Annotated in this window: 17 protein-coding genes; 7 read left to right on the top strand and 10 right to left on the bottom strand. The window is 68.7% G+C overall.

Going from position 1 to position 17,958, the window contains the following annotated elements:
- Positions 1-84 precede the first annotated feature (84 nt).
- On the top strand, positions 85-990 hold the full coding sequence (era, locus tag VH569_RS10075; protein WP_109490651.1) for a GTPase Era: 906 nt from the start codon (positions 85-87) through the stop codon (positions 988-990).
- 93 nt (positions 991-1,083) lie between these two features.
- Here era and VH569_RS10070 read toward each other — a convergent pair whose 3' ends face one another.
- Together VH569_RS10070 and VH569_RS10065 are read right to left on the bottom strand one after the other, a co-directional pair.
- On the bottom strand, positions 1,084-1,389 hold the full coding sequence (locus VH569_RS10070; RefSeq protein WP_098740106.1) for a hypothetical protein: 306 nt from the start codon (positions 1,387-1,389) through the stop codon (positions 1,084-1,086).
- A 510-nt stretch (positions 1,390-1,899) separates the two neighbouring features.
- Complete coding sequence (locus VH569_RS10065) at positions 1,900-2,193, bottom strand: (2Fe-2S)-binding protein (protein ID WP_423315220.1); 294 nt, start codon at positions 2,191-2,193, stop codon at positions 1,900-1,902.
- 208 nt (positions 2,194-2,401) lie between these two features.
- On the opposite strand from VH569_RS10065, the gene VH569_RS10060 reads away from it, so the two are divergent.
- Complete coding sequence (locus VH569_RS10060; protein ID WP_423315219.1) at positions 2,402-3,385, top strand: SAM-dependent methyltransferase; 984 nt, start codon at positions 2,402-2,404, stop codon at positions 3,383-3,385.
- 30 nt (positions 3,386-3,415) lie between these two features.
- Here VH569_RS10060 and VH569_RS10055 read toward each other — a convergent pair whose 3' ends face one another.
- Together VH569_RS10055 and VH569_RS10050 are read right to left on the bottom strand one after the other, a co-directional pair.
- The gene (locus VH569_RS10055) at positions 3,416-4,996 is read right to left on the bottom strand and encodes a matrixin family metalloprotease (RefSeq protein ID WP_423315218.1); all 1,581 of its coding nucleotides are present in this window, start codon (positions 4,994-4,996) and stop codon (positions 3,416-3,418) included.
- Between the two features lie 134 nt (positions 4,997-5,130).
- Entirely contained in the window at positions 5,131-6,153 is a 1,023-nt protein-coding gene (locus tag VH569_RS10050; RefSeq protein WP_423315217.1) for a patatin-like phospholipase family protein, read from the bottom strand.
- 362 nt (positions 6,154-6,515) lie between these two features.
- Here VH569_RS10050 and VH569_RS10045 point away from each other — a divergent pair, with 362 nt between their 5' ends.
- The 5 genes from VH569_RS10045 (at position 6,516) to VH569_RS10025 (ending at position 12,849) form a co-directional block, all read left to right on the top strand.
- Positions 6,516-6,644, top strand: coding sequence for a hypothetical protein (locus tag VH569_RS10045; protein ID WP_280177257.1), 129 nt, complete (start codon positions 6,516-6,518; stop codon positions 6,642-6,644).
- A 294-nt stretch (positions 6,645-6,938) separates the two neighbouring features.
- Positions 6,939-7,646, top strand: a complete 708-nt coding sequence (locus VH569_RS10040) for a protein phosphatase CheZ (protein WP_423315216.1) — start codon at positions 6,939-6,941, stop codon at positions 7,644-7,646.
- A 4-nt stretch (positions 7,647-7,650) separates the two neighbouring features.
- Positions 7,651-8,505, top strand: a complete 855-nt coding sequence (locus VH569_RS10035; RefSeq protein ID WP_423315215.1) for a hypothetical protein — start codon at positions 7,651-7,653, stop codon at positions 8,503-8,505.
- Positions 8,502-9,233, top strand: a complete 732-nt coding sequence (locus VH569_RS10030; RefSeq protein WP_423315213.1) for an OmpA/MotB family protein — start codon at positions 8,502-8,504, stop codon at positions 9,231-9,233. Before VH569_RS10035 ends, VH569_RS10030 begins: the two co-directional genes overlap by 4 nt.
- A 1-nt stretch (position 9,234) precedes the next feature.
- The gene (locus tag VH569_RS10025) at positions 9,235-12,849 is read left to right on the top strand and encodes a tetratricopeptide repeat protein (protein ID WP_423315212.1); all 3,615 of its coding nucleotides are present in this window, start codon (positions 9,235-9,237) and stop codon (positions 12,847-12,849) included.
- 70 nt (positions 12,850-12,919) lie between these two features.
- Here the strand turns inward: VH569_RS10025 and VH569_RS10020 are convergent, their stop codons facing one another.
- From VH569_RS10020 to VH569_RS09995, 6 genes are all read right to left on the bottom strand, one after another.
- Positions 12,920-13,465 (bottom strand): fasciclin domain-containing protein, encoded by a 546-nt coding sequence (locus VH569_RS10020; protein WP_423315211.1) that lies wholly within the window; start codon positions 13,463-13,465, stop codon positions 12,920-12,922.
- A gap of 170 nt (positions 13,466-13,635) precedes the next feature.
- A complete protein-coding gene (locus VH569_RS10015) occupies positions 13,636-15,534 on the bottom strand; it encodes a potassium transporter Kup (protein WP_423315210.1) in 1,899 nt (632 codons plus the stop codon).
- A 276-nt stretch (positions 15,535-15,810) separates the two neighbouring features.
- Positions 15,811-16,599, bottom strand: a complete 789-nt coding sequence (gene fliP / locus VH569_RS10010) for a flagellar type III secretion system pore protein FliP (RefSeq protein WP_423315209.1) — start codon at positions 16,597-16,599, stop codon at positions 15,811-15,813.
- Positions 16,596-16,937, bottom strand: a complete 342-nt coding sequence (locus VH569_RS10005) for a FliO/MopB family protein (protein ID WP_423315208.1) — start codon at positions 16,935-16,937, stop codon at positions 16,596-16,598. The genes fliP and VH569_RS10005 overlap by 4 nt, the downstream gene beginning before the upstream one ends.
- Positions 16,938-16,959: 22 nt before the next feature.
- Positions 16,960-17,445 (bottom strand): hypothetical protein, encoded by a 486-nt coding sequence (locus tag VH569_RS10000; protein WP_423315207.1) that lies wholly within the window; start codon positions 17,443-17,445, stop codon positions 16,960-16,962.
- Positions 17,442-17,825 (bottom strand): EscU/YscU/HrcU family type III secretion system export apparatus switch protein, encoded by a 384-nt coding sequence (locus VH569_RS09995; protein WP_423315206.1) that lies wholly within the window; start codon positions 17,823-17,825, stop codon positions 17,442-17,444. The genes VH569_RS10000 and VH569_RS09995 overlap by 4 nt, the downstream gene beginning before the upstream one ends.
- Between the last annotated feature and the right edge of the window lie 133 nt (positions 17,826-17,958).

Here is a 17,958-nt window from a genome sequence, read left to right as displayed (position 1 = left end):
GGCGAATACGAGGACGACGATTACGAGGACGATGAGGACGCCCCGCGCGGGCAGCCCATCTCCGTCCTGCCGCCCCTGCCGACGATGCCGGACCATCCGCGCTGCGGCTTCATCGCGCTGGTCGGTGCGCCGAACGCCGGCAAGTCGACGCTGCTGAACGCGATGATCGGCAGCAAGGTGTCGATCGTCAGCCCGAAGGTGCAGACCACCCGCACCCGCGTGCTCGGCATCACCATCCAGGGCGATGCCCAGATGATCTTCGTCGACACCCCCGGCATCTTCAAGCCGAAGCGCCGGCTGGACCGCGCGATGGTGGCGGCGGCCTGGCAGGGGGCGGAGGATGCCGACGTGATCGGCGTGCTCTACGACGTGTCGCGCCGCTCCATCGACGAGGACACCCGCAGCATCGTCGCCCGGCTGAAGGAGCAGGGGCGCGAAGCCATCCTGATCCTGAACAAGATCGATCTGGTGAAGCGCGATGTCCTGCTGGGCATCGCCGACGCCTTCCGGCAGGAGGGCATCTTCTCCGACATCTTCATGGTGTCGGCCTTCACCGAGGACGGCGTTGCCCATCTGAAGCAGTTCCTGGCCGACCGTCTGCCGGACGGGCCGTGGCATTTCCCGGAGGACCAGATCTCCGACATGCCGATGCGCCTGCTGGCGGCGGAAATCACCCGCGAGAAGCTGTTCCTCCAGCTTCACCAGGAGCTTCCCTATTCCGCCACGGTCGAGACCGAGGTGTGGGAGGAGTTCGAGGACGGCTCGGTCAAGATCTCGCAGGTGATCTTCGTGCAGCGCGAAAGCCAGAAGGCCATCGTGCTGGGCAAGGGCGGCCAGCGGATCAAGGCGCTGGGGTCCGCCGCGCGCTCCGAGCTGACGCATATGCTGGAACGCCGCGTCCACCTGATCCTGTTCGTGAAGGTGCGCGAAGGCTGGGTCGACGATCCGGAACGCTACTCGGCCTGGGGCCTCGATTTCGGGGCGTCCTGATTTCGGGGCGTCCTGCCCCATGAAAAAGGCCCTCTCCCGCGGGAGAGGGCCTTTTTCATTCGGGGCCGTTCGCGGCCCGGCCAGGCGTCGATGTCAGGCGGCGATCAGGCGCAGATGCCCGTCGAAATCGTCGAGCGCGCGCATCAGGTCCATCATCGCCTGATCGGCCTGGGCGCGGGCGAAGGGCCATGCGTCGTCGTCGGCCATATGGGCGGCCTCGATGCGGGCGATGGCGCGGTTGTTCAGGCCGCGGAGACGGTCGAGCGTGCGTTCCCACGTCTCCCGCCGGTTGCTGTCCGCGCGCTCCACCATCGATCGCAGGGTTTCCATGCGGTCGGTGGCGCGCAGCACCAGATCACGGCTCAACGTGTCGAAAGCTTGCCGGTTGCGGCGGCTCATGAAGGGTCCTCCTTTGATCCTCAACCGTTTTTGACTTCCTGGCGTTTTTGACCTCTCGGCCGGATGGAAAGATATCCCCGCGCCGACATGGCGAAAACACGCCGGAAGCGCAGTCGGCACAGCCCGTTTGGGAGATGCCGCCCGGTTTTCGCGGTGCGATTTCGCAGTTGCGGAATACCTGCCCGAATCCAAATCCCGCCGGGCTGCCCAGCCCATCAAGGACAAGGCAAACCCGGTGGCCAAGGAAGTCTTCTTGGTTGGATTGCGTTTCCTCCAGGGCCGGTTTCATCCGGCCCGTTCCTGTTTTTATACGCCGTCATTTTGACGACGTTCTTTTGTTTTGGTGACGCTTTTGTGCCGGAATGCCGGTGCCGGGTCAATCCGCCCAAAAATCATAGTCGGCGCGCAATCTGTCGCAGCCTTAAGGCGAGGTTGTAGACCTGTTATTCAGCACAAAGTCGGAAGTGGTAGACCCGCCGGGAATGTGGTCCTACACCTGTGTGCGCATGTTCACTCGGCCGCGATGGCATAGGCGGGAACCGCCTCGGCATTGGCCGGCTCAGGCAAGGGGGAGCCGCAGCAGGGGGCGGCGACCGGCGTCGCCGCAACGGCGGCGGCAGCGGCGGTCTGCTGCGCGAAGGTTGCGCGGTGTTCGCTGGCCATGCTGCGCATGGTCGGAACGCATTTGCCGCACTGGACCTGGCAATTGTGATGGCGGAACACCGAGGCCGGGGTCGTGGCGCCCTGATCGAGCGCAGCCTTGACCTTCTTATCGTTCAACGCGTGGCAGATGCAGACGTACATAAGCCCTCGGCGAAAATCGGTTTCGGATGAGGTGTCCCGAGCCCAGCAATAGCTGAGAGTGAGAATCGTTGTCAATGCCGCTATTGCGAGCCAATCGCATATAAGAAGTTTCGAGACGCTTTGTCACAGCCCCTTCGCGTCACGTCGAAAGGGGTGCGCCGCATCCTTGCGCTTGCATTCGACGGCCGGCAGCGGTAGCCCCTGGGGCATGGACGACAGCACCCCCAAAGCCGCCCCCCCGAATGCCCCCGGCACCGACCCGCAAGCCGTTCCCGGCGCGGTGGTGACCCCGCTCGGCCAGACCATCTATCTGGCGGCGGACGGCTTCCTCGACGATCTGGTGGCGGAGCTGGGGGGCGTCGCATCGGTCGATGGCCGGCTGGTCTTCGTCGACGGCCCGGCCCGGCCGGCGGCCTGGGCGCAGAACATCTGGTACGACCCGGTCCGCATCGAGTTCCCCTCGATCAAGGGCGGGGCGAAGGCTCTGCGCGGCATCCAGCGCAATTGGGCGCTGTGGTCGCAGCGCCATCACCGCCGCGCCGCCCTGATCCAGGAAAACCTGCCGCATGTGTCGGCCAAGCCGGTGGTCTTCCCGTCGCCCCTGCCGACGGCGCCGCTGGGCTCCTGGACGCTGACCGACGAGTCCACCATCATCGCCGCGGCACGCTGTTCCAGCCCGTTCCGCAACGGCGAGGTGACCTTCATCGAGAACCGCACGGCGCCGCCCAACCGCGCCTATCTGAAGCTGTGGGAGGCGCTGACCCTGTTCGGCGAGCAGCCGGGACCGGGCGACCGCTGCCTCGACCTCGGCGCCTGTCCCGGCGGCTGGACCTGGGTGCTGCACGAGCTGGGGGCGTCGGTGGTCAGCGTCGACAAGGCGCCGCTCGATCCGGCCATCGCCGCCCTGCCGCGGGTGGAGATCCGCCAGGAGAGCGCCTTTGGCCTGAAGCCGGCGACGGTCGGTCCGGTCGATTGGCTGTGCTGCGACGTGATCTGCTACCCGACCCGCCTGCTGCGGCTGGTGAAGGAGTGGATGGACAGCGGGCTCGCCAAGCGCTTCGTCTGCACGCTGAAGTTCCAGGCGGAAACCGACCATGAGACCGCCCGCGCCTTCGCGGAAATCCCCGGCGGCCGGGTGCTCCACCTCCACCACAACAAGCACGAGCTGACCTGGATCTGGCCGGCGAAATAAGGGCCGGCAAAATGAGGGAGGCCGGCCGGCTCAGGCCAGCGCCCGTCCCTCGGCATAGCCATAGCTGACATAATGCTGCTTGGCGGCGGTCAGGTTGCCAGCGACGGCGGTGCGGACGTCCGGGTTGGCCGCCAGATAGGCGGCGGCGTTGAAGCGGGTCAGCGAGCGGCCCTCCAGCCGGCCGCTGACGATGTAATGCAGCTCCACCGCTTCGCGGTTGTCGCCGAAGGCGGCGATCAGGTCGGGGTTGCTGGCCTCGTAGGACAGCGTGTCGAACAGGGTGGAACTGCGCCCCTCGCGGTTGCCGGCCTCGATGTAATGGCGGGTGGCGGCGGCGACGTCGCTGCCGAAGCTGGCCAGCAGGTCGCCATAACCGGCCAGGTAGTTGTAGGGATCGAAGCCGGTCAGGCTGCGGCCCTCATAGACGCCGGCACCGATCAGATGCTGGGTCGCCGCTGCGGCGTTGGTGCCGAGCGCCGCGATCAGGTCGCTGTTGGAGGCGACGTAGCGCAGCGCGTCGAAAGTGCCGGACACCATCGACGCCAGGGCGGTGCTGCCGTCGGCGAAACGCAGATAGTCGATGTTGGTCAGCAGGTCGTTGCCGTCGGCGCCGCTGACGATATAGCGGCCGGCGTCCAGCAGCTGGACGCGATACTGGGCGCGGCGGCCGCTGAACACCACGGTGTCGGTGCCGGCGCCGCCGTCAATGATGTTGCCCAGATCGTTGACGGTGAAGCTGTCGTTGCCGCTGCCGCCGGTCGCCAGCTGCACCCTGGTGCCATAGGCCAGCGCCAGGAATGTCGTGCCGCCGGCACTGCTGAACTGGCCGCTGCGCAAATCCAGCGACAGGTCGGCTGTCTGGGCGGCGCCGTTCAGGCTGTTGTGGCCGGTGGGGTCCCACAGGGTGGTGAAGCTGGCGGTGTTCAGCGTGTAGCCGGTGTCGCCGGCCCCGGTCGCCATGTTGGCGCCGTAGAGATACTGGATCGCGGCGATGTCGTAGAGGCTGGGGCTGGTCAGGTAGGTCCCCGACGGCAGCGCGGCGTTCTCGTTGTAGGACATGATGCTGAACGCATAATTGTCCGTCGCCGCCGGCAGATAGGGCCCCTCCGTCCCGTCGTCGGTGCCGGCGTTGTAGTTGCCGGGATGCTTCAGCCCCAGCGCATGGCCGATCTCGTGGATGACGGTCATGTAGCTGTAGCTGCCCGACGTCGGATTAGTGTTCCCGGCGCTGTCGTTGGCCAGGAACACCTGTCCGCCCTGGATGCCGGTGGAGGGATAGTAGGCGTAGGCCGCCGACTGGCCGCGCTGCCGGTTGGTCCCGAAGGCGACCGCTGCGCTCGCGGCGTCGGAAATCTCCACGAAGGTGACGTTGGCGACCGCGCTCCAGGCCGCCAGCGCCTGCCGGACGGCGGCGCGCTGGGCGGTGTTCATGGCGGCGAAGCCGGTGGAGTCGGTGGCGGAGACCTGCCGCGCGCTGGTCAGGAAGCCATAGGTGACGGTGGCGGCGGCGCCGACGGAACCGCCGTCCAGCACCGTGCCGTTGGCGCCCCAGTGTGGCGTCCCGCTGGCGAGCAGGGTGGCGACGGTGTCGGACGGCGCAGACTGGCTCATGGACGCTGGCTCTCGCGGCAAACGGGGAAGGGCAAACGGGGAGGGGGCAGACGGAGACGTAGTCCGGGCGGACGCCGGGACACGAGGGATATATGGCTGATACGGAAGACGGGAACAGCCTCCAGCGCAACCGGTCAGGCGCGGCGCAGGGCCAGTTCGATGGAGGGGCGCAGCATGGAGGCGGCGGCATGGCCGATCTCCACCGCCTCGGCGGCGCGGTCGAACTCCAGGATGCCGATATGGGCCAGCCGCGGCGCGATCAGCACGTCGGGCGGCTCGCCGGCCAGGCGGGACCGGGTGATGCGGTCCTGCATGATGTCGATGGAGCCGGCCATCACCTCCAGCGCGTTGGGCATCTGCTTGTGGGCATGGGCGTCGTCGATCTGGTCGGCCAGGAACTGGGTGCGCCGGCCGGGCTTGCGGCCGAGCCATGTCGAGATCTGGCTGGTCAGGTGGGACAGGGCGGGGGAGCCGGCATCGCCGCCCGCCACCACCGGCTCCGGTGCCTTGACCGCGACCGTGTTGCCGCCAATTCCCTTGCCGTTTAGCCCCTTGCCGTTGCCGGCCCCGCGGCCGGTCGGCCGGCCCAGCGGCGACAGCTCGCTGTTCAGGTTGACCGCGACCACGATGTCGGCCCCCAGCGCCCGGCAGAGCGAGACCGGCACCGGATTGACCAGGGCGCCGTCCACCAGCAGGTGATGGTCGCGCCGCACCGCCGGGAACAGGCCGGGCATGGCGGCCGAGGCCATCACCGCCGACATCAGCGGGCCGTCGCGCAGCCACATCTCGCGCCCCGTCGACAGGTCGGTGGCGACGGTGGCGAAGGGCATCGGCAGCTTTTCGATCAGGATGTTGCTGCGCTCGTTGTCGAAGCGCCCGAATGCCTTCTCGGCCGCCACCAGACCGCCGCGGCGGAAGGTGAGGTCGATGATGCCCAGCATGCCGAGCCAGCCCATCTTCTGCGCCCAGGCCTGAAGCTCGTCCAGCTGGTCGGTCAGATAGGCGGCCCCCACCGCGGCGCCGATCGAGGTGCCGCAGATGATGTCGGGCTTGATGCCGATCTCCTCCAGCGCGCGCAGGACGCCGATGTGCGCCCAGCCGCGCGCCGCACCGCTGCCCAGCGCAAGCCCGATCTTCAGGTCGGTTCCCCTCGCCATCCGCATCTCCCGTCGGCGCCCCCGGCCTTGGAGGCCAAATGCCTCCGGCGTCGGAGGCCAGATGCCCCCGGCATCGGAGGCTTGATCTAGAGCTTATCATCTAGGCATTACCGCCCGGTTTCGGAAGCGGCCGGAAGTGGCACGCCGCCGGAGACGGGGGCATCGCCGCACGCGAGATGGGAAATGTCGAAAATTTGGCCGATCTTTGACCTGGATCAGAGGTCAGCTGGGCATGACTGTGGCAATTCTGTGCCAGTGGTCGAGCATTGTCGTGTCGCCGGGCGATTTTAACCATGCGTCAACTGGCCCGGATGCAGTTTCGTTGCGTTGCAATGTAGTTCCCGAACCCCGGAAGGTTTGTCATGGCCGACGAACTGAAAAGCTTCAGAAAAGACTGGAAGCGCTGGTCGCCGATGGAGCGGCTGGTTGCCGTGACCGTGCTGGTCCTGATCGCGCTCCTCGGTGCGCCGGCCGCCGCCAGCCTGTTCTGAGCCGCGCCGCTGTCGAGGCCCGCGCCCATGCGGACGCGCCGGCCACAGTGTGACGCGCCGGCAACTCAGGCGCAGCGTCAGGACCCTTGGCGGGGTCATCTTTACGGGCTCTTAACCCTCGCGTCCTAGGCTTTGTCGGCTCGGACAGTTCCTTGGACGGTTGGGCGCCACAAGCGGTCGGAGCATCGAACCTCCGCTGCGGAAGGCACCGACGGTGCGCTCGCTGGAGGGCGCGAACCGGGGAGGTTCCGGCACATTCCGCCAAGGCCTTGCCCCTCTCGCTGGACACGCCCGATGACCTTCTCCGCCCAATCCGCCGTGACGGAACAGAAGCTCCTGAGACAGCGCCTCGACACCGCCTTCGCGGAAGCCGCACAGCCGCTGTCGCGCGACGAGGTGACGGACATCGTCCGCAACATCCTGGGCAGCATGGACGGCGACATCTCCGCCACCGACCTGCGCCTGTACAAGGAGGTCGTGGACCTCGCCAAGTACATCGAGACGGCCAAGCAGGAGATCGCAGCGCTCCAGCCGGCCGAAATCCGCGACGAACACATCCGCACCGCCACGGACGAGCTGGACGCGGTGATCGGCGCGACGGAAAAGGCGACCTTCGCCATCTTCGACGCCTGCGACGCCATCGGCGCCATCGCCGGCCAGACGGAAGCCGGCACCTCGGCCAAGCTGAACGACCAGATCACCGCGATCTACGAGGCCTGCAACTTCCAGGACATTACCGGCCAGCGCATCAGCAAGGTGGTGCGCACCCTCAAGCACATCGAATCGAAGGTGGACATGATCGTCGCCGCCTTCGGCAGCGAGGTGCGCCAGAACCACGCCCCGCGGCTGGCGAAGCTGGCGGCGGAGGAGGCGGAGGCCGCTGTGCATTTCGAGCCGATGAGCGCGGCAGAGGCCGATCAGCAGCTTCTGCACGGCCCGCAGCTGCCGGGCAACGCCATGGACCAGGACGAGATCGACCGTCTGCTGGCCAGCTTCGACTGACGCCATGCTGCCCGGCTCCCCCACCAGCAGGCCCGGCGGCGGGCACACGGCCCAGGGCATCGCCCCGGGGACGGGAAGCGCCGGGTTGCCGTTGCTGCTGCGGGCCGGGCGCGCCGGCGGTTCCCATAACCATGCCAACCCGAACAACGGCAGCATCCTGCTCCTGCTGTCGCTGTTCCTGCTGCTTCTGGTCTTCTTCATCGTGCTGAACGCTCATTCGGTGCAGACGGTGCAGAAGGTCAAGGCGGTCGCTGCCTCGCTGGAGCGGACCTTTCCCAGCTTCGTCATCGACCCGCGCCTGCGCGACGGGTCCGAGCCGGTGGCCTCGCGCGCCGGGACCGTCTTCGCCGTGCAGCGGCTGGAGGATGTCGGCACCCTGTTCGCCACCGCGGTTGCGGTCTCCAAGGTGGAGGTGGTCGCCCCCGGCCAGTTGCTGGAGGTGCGCCTGCCCGCCGACGACCTGTTCGTTCCCGGCACCATGACCCTGCGGCCGGACCGCCAGGGGCTGATCGACCGCATCGCCGATGCGCTCCGCCAGTCGCGCCAGGGCGAACGGGTCGAGCTGGACGCGCTGCTCGGCATCGGGCCAACGGGAACGCCCAGCCAGCCGCCGGGGCCGGTCGCCCGTGCCGGCGTGCTGGCCCGCGCGCTGGTCGAGGATGGGGCGCCGGCCCGCAACGTCACCGTCGGGATCGAACGCGGCGAGCCCGGCGGGGTGCGGCTGCTGTTCTCCCTACGCTGGGACGAGGGCGGGGCGGTCCGCCCGGCCGCGAAGACCGCACCGGCCACGGCCGTGCCCGCGCCTGCCAAGGCCCCCCCGGCGAATGCGGCACCGGCGAAAGCCGAGGTGCGGAAATGATCCGCGTTCCCCGCATCGCCGGCAGGACGGGGGCGGACGATGGCGGCGCCCAGCGCAAGACGCTGTGGCTGATCAGCTTCACCGACCTGATCTCACTTATGCTCGCCTTCTTCGTGCTGATGTATTCGATGAGCGAGCCCGAGGCGGAGCGCTGGACCCGTCTGGCGAAGGGCGTGTCGGAGTCGATCCCCGCTGCGCGGTCGACCGCCACCGCCCCGTCGGACCGGCCGGCCGATCCCGGCGCCGCCTTCAACGCCATGGCGGTGGAGGCGAGGGCGGCCATCGACCTGCATTATCTGGCGGCATTGCTGGGAAGCCAGCTGCGGTCGAATGCGGAGCTGGCGGTGGTCGATGTCCGGCGCGAAGATGACCGGGTGGTCATCCGCCTGCCGGGAGAGCGGATGTTCGACCCCACCGGCGCCGCCTTCACCGAGGAGGGGCGGCGGGTGCTGTTCCTGCTGGGCGCCGTCATCGGCCGCATCGGCAACCGCATCGAGCTGGTCGGCCATGCGGAGCGCGAGGACACGACCGGCGGCGTTGCCTGGGAACGGGCGCTGACGCGGGCGGTCGCCGTCTCCGCCGCCCTGCGCGAGACTGGCTATCGCCGCGATCTGGTGGCGCGGGCGGTGATGATGCCGGTGGACGGGGCGGGGATTGCCGGCGATGTGTCGAGCGGCGGGGGGCGCCTGCCGGTCGACATCGTGGTGCGCGAGGAAGGAGCGGATTGAGGTGACGGACGGCTCGGGCAATCGAAGGAAGCGCTGGCTGCGCGGCTGTGCCGCGGCGGTGGCGCTGCTTGCCGTGCCGGTCCTGCTCTCCCCCCTGCCGGCCGATGCCGCCAGCGTGCCGGTGCGCGGCGGCACCCACAAGGATTTCGGCCGGCTCGTCTTCGACTGGCCGGGCAAGGTCGATTTCACCGCGGCGGTCGAGGGCGACCGGCTGGTCATCGCCTTCACCGAGCCCATCGACGCCCCGCTCGACCGGCTGGTGCGGGCGCTGCCCGACTATCTCGCCGCCGGGCGGGTGGAGGCCGATGGCAAGACGGTTTCCTTCGACCTGAAGCGCCCGGTTTCGCTGAAGAGCTTCCGCAACGGCAACGCCGTCGCCATCGATCTGTCGCCCGCTGCGGCGGGGACCACGCCACAACAGGCCGCCGCCAAGGCCGAGAGCGCGCCGCCCCCCGCGCCGCCTGCGCCCGCACTGCCCGCACCCGCCAAGGCGGACGCCGCGAAGCCGGTGCCGTCCGCCGGCCGGCTGCGGGTGCAGGGGGGCGACCAGCCCGACCAGAGCCGGCTGACCTTCGATTGGCCGGCCCCGGTTGGCTACAAGGTGACCCGCGACGGCGCCGCGGTGACCGTCGCCTTCGACAAGGGCGGCACCGCCGACCTGTCGGCCCTGCCCAAGGCGCCGCTGCGCAACATCCGCAACATCGAATCCTACCGCCAGCCCGACGGCTCGCTGGCGGTCACGCTCGCCGTGCCGCAGGACGCCGAGGTGAGCGACAGCGCGTCGGGGAAGTCGATGGTGCTGTCCGTCGGCAATCCGGGGTCACGTGCCGGCTTGCCCAAGGGCGATGGGGCCGCTCCGGCCGCCACTGCGCCCGCTTCCGGCTCCCAGGGAACGCCGGCCGGCCAGGGCAACCAGGGCGCCAGCGGCAACCAGGGCGCCAGCCAGCCGGCACCGGCGAAGGACGTGGCCAGGGAGGGCGGCAAGGACGCGCCCATGGTGGCGTCGGCCACCTCCGGCCGGTCGGCCGTCGCCGCGAACGCCGCCGCGGCCAACACCGCTCCCGCCCCGGCCTCCACTGCCGCGCCCGCTGCTCCGCCGGCCGAAGCCAAGGCGGCTCCGGCGGCCCCTGCCGATGCGAAGGCCCAGCCGGCGGCGGGTCCGAAGGGACCGGTGCTGACCTTCGACACCGGCGGACCCGCCTCCATCGCGGTCTATCCGCGGGCGGGACAGCTCTACATCGCCTTCGACCGGCCGATGCCGATCGGCGCCGGCAAGCTCAGCGGTCCCGGTGCCGAGTTGATGGGCGCGGTGGAGCCGGTGCCGGCGACCGGCGGCAGCGTCTTCCGCACCAAGATCGGCCCGATGGTGTGGCCGACGGTGGAGCGGCAGGGCACCACATGGCGCATCCTGTCCTCCGCCCGCCCCGCCAACATGGGCAGCACCGGCGATCTGCGGGTGGAGCCGGACCCCGATTTCCTGCTCGGCGCCCGGCTGCTGGTGCGGGCCCCCGATGCGGCCAACGTCGTGCAGTTCGCCGACCCGGACGTCGGCGACCGCATCCAGGTCGTTCCGCTTCCCAGCCCGGGGCAGGGGGTGCCCGAACCCCACCGCTATCCTGACCTCGAGGTCATGGCCTCCTACCAGGGCGTGGTGGTGCGGCCGATCTCCGACAATGTGACGGTGCGGGCGATCAAGGAAGGGGTGGAGCTGACCACGGCCGGCGGCCTGCACATCTCGCCCACCGCCGATGCCGGCAACGCGGCGTCGCCGCCGCCGCCCGCGGCCTCCGCTCCCCAGCCGGTTCCGGCGCAGCTGGCCGCCGCGCCGATGCCGGCGCCGCCGGCCGGCGGGTCGTCGGCCGCCATGGAGCCGCCGAAGGCCCAGCCCGCCCAGATGCAGGGCCGCCGGCTGTTCAACCTGCCGGCCTGGAAGCGCGGCGACCTCGACCATTTCACCGAGGCGCGGCAGGATCTCCAGCTTGCCGTCGTCAACGCGCCGGAATCGGAACGGGCGAAGGCGCAGCTCGACCTTGCGCGCTTCTATTTCGCCAACGGGTTCGGGCAGGAGACGCTCGGCCTGCTGGACGTGCTGCAACAGAACCAGCCCGACCTGGAGGGATGGCCGGAGTTCCGGGCGTTGCGCGGCGCCGCCCGCGTGCTGACCGGCGATCTCGACGGCGGCGAGGCCGACTTGTCGATCCCCTCGCTTGCCGGCAATCCGGAAGCCAATCTGTGGCGCGCCGCCATCGCCGCCGACCGCCGCGACTGGCCCAAGGCGATGGCCGGCTTCAAGGCGTCGGGCCAGATCCTGAACAGCTATCCCGATCCGATGCTCGGCAAGCTCGGGCTGCGGGCGGCCGAAGCGGCGCTGGAGACGCGCGACACCGCGACCGCCAAGCGGCTGTTCGACCGCGTCATCGAGCATGGCGGCCCGGATCAGGAGGAGAACCCGCAGACCCAGTATCTGCGCGGCCTGCTCTATGCCCAGACCGGCGAGATCGATCAGGCACGCCAGCAGTTGACCGCCGCCTACAACAGCTACGACCGCTTCTACCGTGCCAAGGCCGGGCTGGCGCTGACCAATCTGGAGCTGTCGGAAGGCAAGATGTCGCCGACCGCGGCGGCGGAGCAGCTGGCCGGCCTGACCTTCACCTGGCGCGGCGACGACCTGGAGATGCAGATCCGCTCGCGCATGGGCGAGGTGCTGATTGCCGGCGGCGAATATGCCAAGGGCTTCAACACGATGAAGGAGACGGCGGCCCTGGTCGCCGACACGCCGCGGGCCGAGGCGATCACCAAGGAGATGTCGCGCATCTTCGCCGACCTCTACAAGGACGGGGCGCAGCGCCTGCCCACGCTGGACGCCATGCAGCTCTACGACCAGTTCCGCGAGCTGACCCCGGTGGGCGAGGCCGGCGACGAGATCATCCGGCAGCTGGCGGAACGGCTGATTTCCATCGACCTGCTGAACCGCGCCGCCGACCTGCTGCAGCATCAGGTTGAATTCCGCCTGTCCGGGCTGGACAAGGCGCGGGTCGGCACCCGGCTGGCCTCGGTCCGGCTGCTCGACAACAAGCCGGAAGAGGCGCTGAAGGCGCTTGAACTGTCGAACGTCGCCGGCCTGCCGGCCGATCTGGTGGCGGAGCGGCGGCTGATGCAGGCCAAGGCGCTGGCGGAGCTGAACCGCGGCGACGAGGCGATGCAGATTCTGGCCCAGGACGACAGCACCAACGCCAATCTGCTGCGCGTCGACATCGCCTGGAAGGGGCAGAAGTGGGATGCGGCGGCGCTGGCGCTGAACAAGGTGATCGGGGCACCGCCCACGCCGGGCAAGCCGCTCGACCCCAACATGTCTCAGCTGGTGCTGAACCGGGCCGTGGCGCTGGCGCTGGCCGGCGACGGCAACGGGCTGAATCTGCTGAAAAAGGATTTCGAAGGCGCGATGAAGGGCGGGCCGAACGAGGATGCCTTCCGCATTCTGACCCGCCCCGAACAGGCGATGGGCCTGATCGACGTCGGCACGATCCGCTCCCGCGTCGCGGAAGTGGATATGTTCAAGAAGTTTTTGAAGCAGTATCGCGGCGGCAAGCAATCCGCGGACAAGCCGACGTCTTAAATCGGCGCGGAATGCCGGACGGTATTCCCGGCTTCGTGCTGCCCGCCGGTCATCGTAAGCCTTTGGGCGGTTACTTCGGCAGCAGAACCTTGTCGATGACGTGGACGACGCCGTTGGACTGCTGGACGTCGGCGATGGTGACGCGGGCGGTGTTGCCCGACGCGTCGGCGACCATCACGGCATCGCCGGATTGGGTGAAGGTCAGCGGCATGCCTTCCACCGTCTTCAGCATCGCCTTACCGTTGCCCTTCTTGATGTCCGCCACGATATCCTTGGCGTCCAGCTTGCCGGGAATGACGTGATAGGTCAGCACCTTGGTCAACTGGCCCTTGTTCTCCGGCTTCAGCAGCGTGTCGACGGTGCCGGCGGGCAAGGCGGCGAAGGCCTCGTTGGTCGGGGCGAAGACGGTGAAGGGCCCCTTGCCGTTCAGCGTGTCGACCAGCCCGGCGGCCTTCACGGCGGCGACGAGCGTGGTGTGGTCCTTGGACTGGGACGCGTTCTCCACGATGGTCTTGCTGGGGTACATCGGCGCGCCGCCGACCATCTTCTCCATGGCCGCATTGGCGCAACCGGCAAAAAGAAGGGTGGCGATCGCCACGGTGGCAACCTTCTTCATAGCATTCCCTCATGTCGGTGAAGGTCCGCTTCCCGCGGACATAACACCGTTACGGAGGATGCTTTCGCTCGGATCACAGCGATTTCTAAACGGACCGCCGATTTTTTCGAAAGCGAAGGACGTAATTCTTTGGTGGTATGCGTCCGTGCTTCGATCCGTCCTTCAGCCGGCTAGAGCTGTACCTGAGTGCCGAGTTCCACCACGCGGTTGGGCGGCAGCTTGAAGAAGTCGGTGGCGCTGACCGAGGTGCGCGACATCACCACGAACAGCTTCTCCCGCCACAGCGCCATCTGGGAGTTCATCTGCGGGATCAGCGTCTCGCGGCCCAGGAAGAAGGAGGTCGCCATCACGTCGAACTCCAGGCCGAAGGCCTTGCACAGCCGCAGGGCCTTGGGAATGTTCGGCTCCTGCGAGAAGCCGTAGCGCACCGTGATGCGGTAGAAGCCGTCGGCCAGCCCTTCGACCAGCACGCGGTCCTTGGCCGGGACGCGCGGCACGTCGTCCACCACGACGGTGACGAAGACGATGCGCTCGTGCAGGACCTGATTGTGCTTCAGGTTGTGCAGCAGGGCGATCGGTACGGTGTTGGAGCTGGAGGTCATGAAGACCGCCGTCCCCTTGACCCGGTGGATGTCGCCCTTCTTCGCCTGCCGCTGGATGAAGGCGTCGAGCGGCAGCGATTCCTCGGCCAGCCGCTTGGTCAGCACCGCACGGCCGCGGCGCCAGGTGGACATCAGGCCCAGCGTGACGCAGGCGATCACCAGCGGCACCCAGCCGCCATGGGGGATCTTCACCGCATTGGCGGCGAAGAAGGAGACCTCCACCGTCAGGAAGGCGGCGCCGACGCCGAAGCAGAGCGGCAGGCTCCAGTTCCAGCGGCGGCGGGCCACCACCAGGAACAGGGTGGTGGTGATGATCATGTCGCCGGTCACCGCGATGCCGTAGGCAGCGGCGAGACGGCTGGAGGACTGGAACACCAGAACGAGGCCCAGCACCGCGGCCAGCAGGCCCCAGTTGGCGCGGGGGATGTAGATCTGCCCCTCCTCCTCGCTGGAGGTGTGGCGGATGTCGAGACGCGGGCAGAGCCCGAGCTGCACCGCCTGCCGGGTCAGCGAGAAGACGCCGGAGATGACCGCCTGGCTGGCGATGACGGCGGCGGCGGTCGACAGGCCGATCAGCGGATAGAGCGCCCAGTCCGGCGCCAGCAGGTAGAAGGGGCTGCGCACCGCTGTCGGGTCGTTCAGCAGAAGCGCGCACTGGCCCAGATAGTTCAGCAGCAGTGCCGGCAGCACCACGGCCAGCCATGCCACCTGGATGGGGCGGCGGCCGAAATGGCCCATGTCGGCATAGAGCGCCTCGCCGCCGGTCACCGCCAGCACCACCGCGCCCAGCACCAGGAAACCGGCGATGCCGTGGTCGGCGAAGAAGGAGATGGCGTAGAGCGGGTTGAAGGCGACCAGCACGCTCGGCTGCTGGATCACCTCCAGCAGACCGAGGATGCCCAGCGTGGCGAACCAGACCAGCATGATCGGACCGAACAGCGCGCCGACGCGCGAGGTGCCGTGGCTCTGGATGGCGAACAGGGCGATCACGATGGTGACGGTCAGCGGCACCACCGCCGATTCCAGCGCCGGTTCCGCCACGCCCAGCCCCTCCACCGCGGACAGCACCGACATCGCCGGGGTGATCATGCCGTCGCCGTAAAACAGCGCGGCGCCGAACAGCCCCAGCGCGGTCAGCACGGTCAGCCGGCCCGAGGCGTCGGGCCGCGTCTTCGACGCCAGCGCCAGCAGGGAGAGGATGCCGCCCTCGCCCTTGTTGTCGGCCCGCATGACGAAGCCGACATACTTGACGGTGACGACCATCACCAGCGCCCAGAATACCAGGGACATGATGCCGAGCACGTTGTCATGGGTCAGCGGCAGCCCATGCTCGCCGCCGAAGCATTCGCGCAGCGTGTAGAGCGGGCTGGTGCCGATGTCGCCAAAAACGACGCCCAGGGCACCCAGGGTCAGCGTCGCGAGCTTGCCGGTGTCGGGCTGCGCGGCCTTCAAAGCGGTATCAGTCATGCGGTGATTGCGGTCCGAAGTTGGTCCGTCGTTCAAAACGTCCGTTCGATGGCGCCCGTCGTGGCGCCCGGACCGTCCATTCCGCCCTGTCGGGGCTGTGGGCGGTCGAAGCCATCCGGCGGACCGGCTTCCTTGCCGCCCATCCCGCCGTAAACGCGCATCGTCTTTCCTCATACGCGTTTACGGCGGCCAACGCCAGAGCGTGCTTGCGCGGCCCCTCCGGCGCCGGGGGGATGCGACGAAGTGCGCGGTGGTTTTCCCGCTGTGCGTGTGAACTCAGAGCGTTCCGAAACTGCGGGCAAGTGAACCGGCGATCAGATACCACCCGTCGACCAGCACGAAGAAGATGATCTTGAACGGAATCGCCACCATGGTTGGAGGCAGCATCATCATGCCCATCGACATCAGGATCGACGAGACCACCATGTCGATGATCAGGAAGGGCAGGAACAGCAGGAAGCCGATCTCGAAACCGCGCTTGATCTCGGAAATCATGAAGGCCGGGACCAGAACATGCAGAGGCATGTCGTTCGCCTCCGGCACCGACTGGATGCGGGCCATGTCCATGAACAGGCGCAGATCTTTCTCGGCGGTGTGGTGCAGCATGAAATCGCGGAGCGGCGCCATCGTCCGGCGGAACGCCTCCATCTCGTCGATTTCCTGGTTCATCAGCGGCTGGATGCCCTGGGTGTAGCTGCGCTCGAACACCGGGGCCATGACGAAGAAGGTCAGGAACAGCGCCAGCGACATCATCACCGTGGTCGGCGGCACCTGCTGCACGCCCAGCGCGTTGCGCAGGAAGGACAGCACGATGACGATGCGGGTGAAGGCCGTCATCATGATCAGGATCGACGGCGCCAGCGACAGCACGGTGATCAGCCCGATGGTCTGGACGATGCGGCCGGTGGCGGTGCCGCCGGCATCGCCCAGGTCGAAGGTCAGGCTCTGCGCCAGCGCCGGTCCGGCGCTCAGGCCCAGCGCCACCCCGACGGCGAGCGCCAGCGCCAGCCCGGCGGCGGCCGGCTTCCAGCAGGCCCGGAGACGGCGGAGGATGCCCCGCCTCATCGCGGATCGCTCCCCGCCGGGCGGGGGGCGTCGGCCGGTGCGGCCTCCACCCCGGCGAGCGCGCTGTCGAACCCGCCCGCCGGCGTGCTGTCGACCAGCAGGTCGCCGTTGGCGCTCAGCAGGATCAGATGCTCGCGGTCGTCGCGGCGGACCAGGACCAGCCGCCGCTTGGCGTCGATCGGCAGGGCCTCCACCACGCTCAGCCGGCGCTGGCGGGCGCGTCCGCGCACCGTTCCGCCGGCCATGCCGATCCGGCGCATCACCCAGGCGACGACCATGATGAGCGCGACCACAAAGAGGAGCGCCATCAGGAATTTGATATACTGGTCGAGATCCATGGAAACGGCAGGCTTTCTCTGATCAGGGCGTATCGGCAGGCCGGCCGGGATCTGCCAGACCGGGATCTGCCAGACCGGACCCGGCCGGGCCGGCGCTGCGGCCATAGGCGGCCGCCGCGCGCTGGCGGGCGGTGTGCGGATCGTCGCGGCCGGCCAGCGCGGCGGCGATGACCTCCTCCCGCCCTTTTTGCTGGTCGGTCAGGGCGGCGGCAAGCGGACCCAGCGCCGCCACCAGATCGCCGAGCGGGCCGAGCAGCGTGCGCGCTTCTCCCCGCGGCAGCGCCTCCGCGGCGAGGCAGAGACGGGCGACGCGGTCCTCCAGCCCGGCGAGGTCGATCAGCACGCCGGCCTCCGCCTGTGCCCGCGCGTCGTCGAGCGTGGCGCCCAGCACCGCCGCCTGCTGCGCGATGCCGGCGGCCGATTCGGCGCCTTCCGGGGTGGGAGGAGTGGGGGAGGGCGATAGGGAGGATGGCGGCATGGGCGGCGGCATGGGCGGCGGACGTGTCACGGCGTGTCCTCCTCCGGACTCTCTTCGGATCGCGGCTCCGGCGGCAGGGTGCCGTTGGCGCGGTAGACATAGGCCAGGATTTCGGCCACCGCGGCGATGGCTTCGACCGGAATGTCGCTGTCGACCTCGATGGCGGACAGGATCTCGACCAGATCGGCGTCCTCGCGCACCTTCACGCCGTTGGCGAAGGCGACCTCCAGGATTTGCTCCGCCACCGTGCCCTTGCCGGTGGCGACGATCCGCGGCAGGCTTTCCGTGCCCAGCTCGTACTTCAGCGCCACCGCGACCGGGCGTTGGGCCGGGCGCCGGGCGGAAGACGCCGTCTTGCCGGCAGTCTTGCCGGCAGGCGACGAGGCGGGAGGGCGGGCTTGCGCGGACAACAGGCGGCCTTGGTCGGAGGGTCCTTCCTGCGCCGCATCCTGGACCGGTAGGCTTAACGAACTGTAAAGGCGGTCATCCCGACCGATTCGCGCAGGTAAGGATTCATCCTTCGTTAACGCAAACGGGCGACCA

This window comes from Azospirillum sp. 11R-A (assembly GCF_049472615.1).
In the GTDB taxonomy this organism is placed as follows: domain Bacteria; phylum Pseudomonadota; class Alphaproteobacteria; order Azospirillales; family Azospirillaceae; genus Azospirillum; species Azospirillum palustre.
Note: the sequence above shows the minus strand (reverse complement) of the source record. Positions and strands in the feature narration are given on the sequence as shown.

Bases quoted from the DNA above. Each gene is read 5' to 3' on its own strand.
- VH569_RS10065 (WP_423315220.1), bottom strand. From the start codon at position 2,193: ATGTACGTCTGCATCTGCCACGCGTTGAACGATAAGAAGGTCAAGGCT.
- VH569_RS10070 (WP_098740106.1), bottom strand. From the start codon at position 1,389: ATGAGCCGCCGCAACCGGCAAGCTTTCGACACGTTGAGCCGTGATCTG.
- VH569_RS10020 (WP_423315211.1), bottom strand. From the start codon at position 13,465: ATGAAGAAGGTTGCCACCGTGGCGATCGCCACCCTTCTTTTTGCCGGT.
- VH569_RS10060 (WP_423315219.1), top strand. From the start codon at position 2,402: ATGGACGACAGCACCCCCAAAGCCGCCCCCCCGAATGCCCCCGGCACC.
- VH569_RS10015 (WP_423315210.1), bottom strand. From the start codon at position 15,534: ATGACTGATACCGCTTTGAAGGCCGCGCAGCCCGACACCGGCAAGCTC.
- fliP (WP_423315209.1), bottom strand. From the start codon at position 16,599: ATGAGGCGGGGCATCCTCCGCCGTCTCCGGGCCTGCTGGAAGCCGGCC.
- VH569_RS10050 (WP_423315217.1), bottom strand. From the start codon at position 6,153: ATGGCGAGGGGAACCGACCTGAAGATCGGGCTTGCGCTGGGCAGCGGT.
- VH569_RS10030 (WP_423315213.1), top strand. From the start codon at position 8,502: ATGATCCGCGTTCCCCGCATCGCCGGCAGGACGGGGGCGGACGATGGC.
- VH569_RS10045 (WP_280177257.1), top strand. From the start codon at position 6,516: ATGGCCGACGAACTGAAAAGCTTCAGAAAAGACTGGAAGCGCTGGTCG.
- VH569_RS10035 (WP_423315215.1), top strand. From the start codon at position 7,651: ATGCTGCCCGGCTCCCCCACCAGCAGGCCCGGCGGCGGGCACACGGCC.
- VH569_RS10040 (WP_423315216.1), top strand. From the start codon at position 6,939: ATGACCTTCTCCGCCCAATCCGCCGTGACGGAACAGAAGCTCCTGAGA.
- VH569_RS10005 (WP_423315208.1), bottom strand. From the start codon at position 16,937: ATGGATCTCGACCAGTATATCAAATTCCTGATGGCGCTCCTCTTTGTG.
- VH569_RS10055 (WP_423315218.1), bottom strand. From the start codon at position 4,996: ATGAGCCAGTCTGCGCCGTCCGACACCGTCGCCACCCTGCTCGCCAGC.
- era (WP_109490651.1), top strand. From the start codon at position 85: ATGCCGGACCATCCGCGCTGCGGCTTCATCGCGCTGGTCGGTGCGCCG.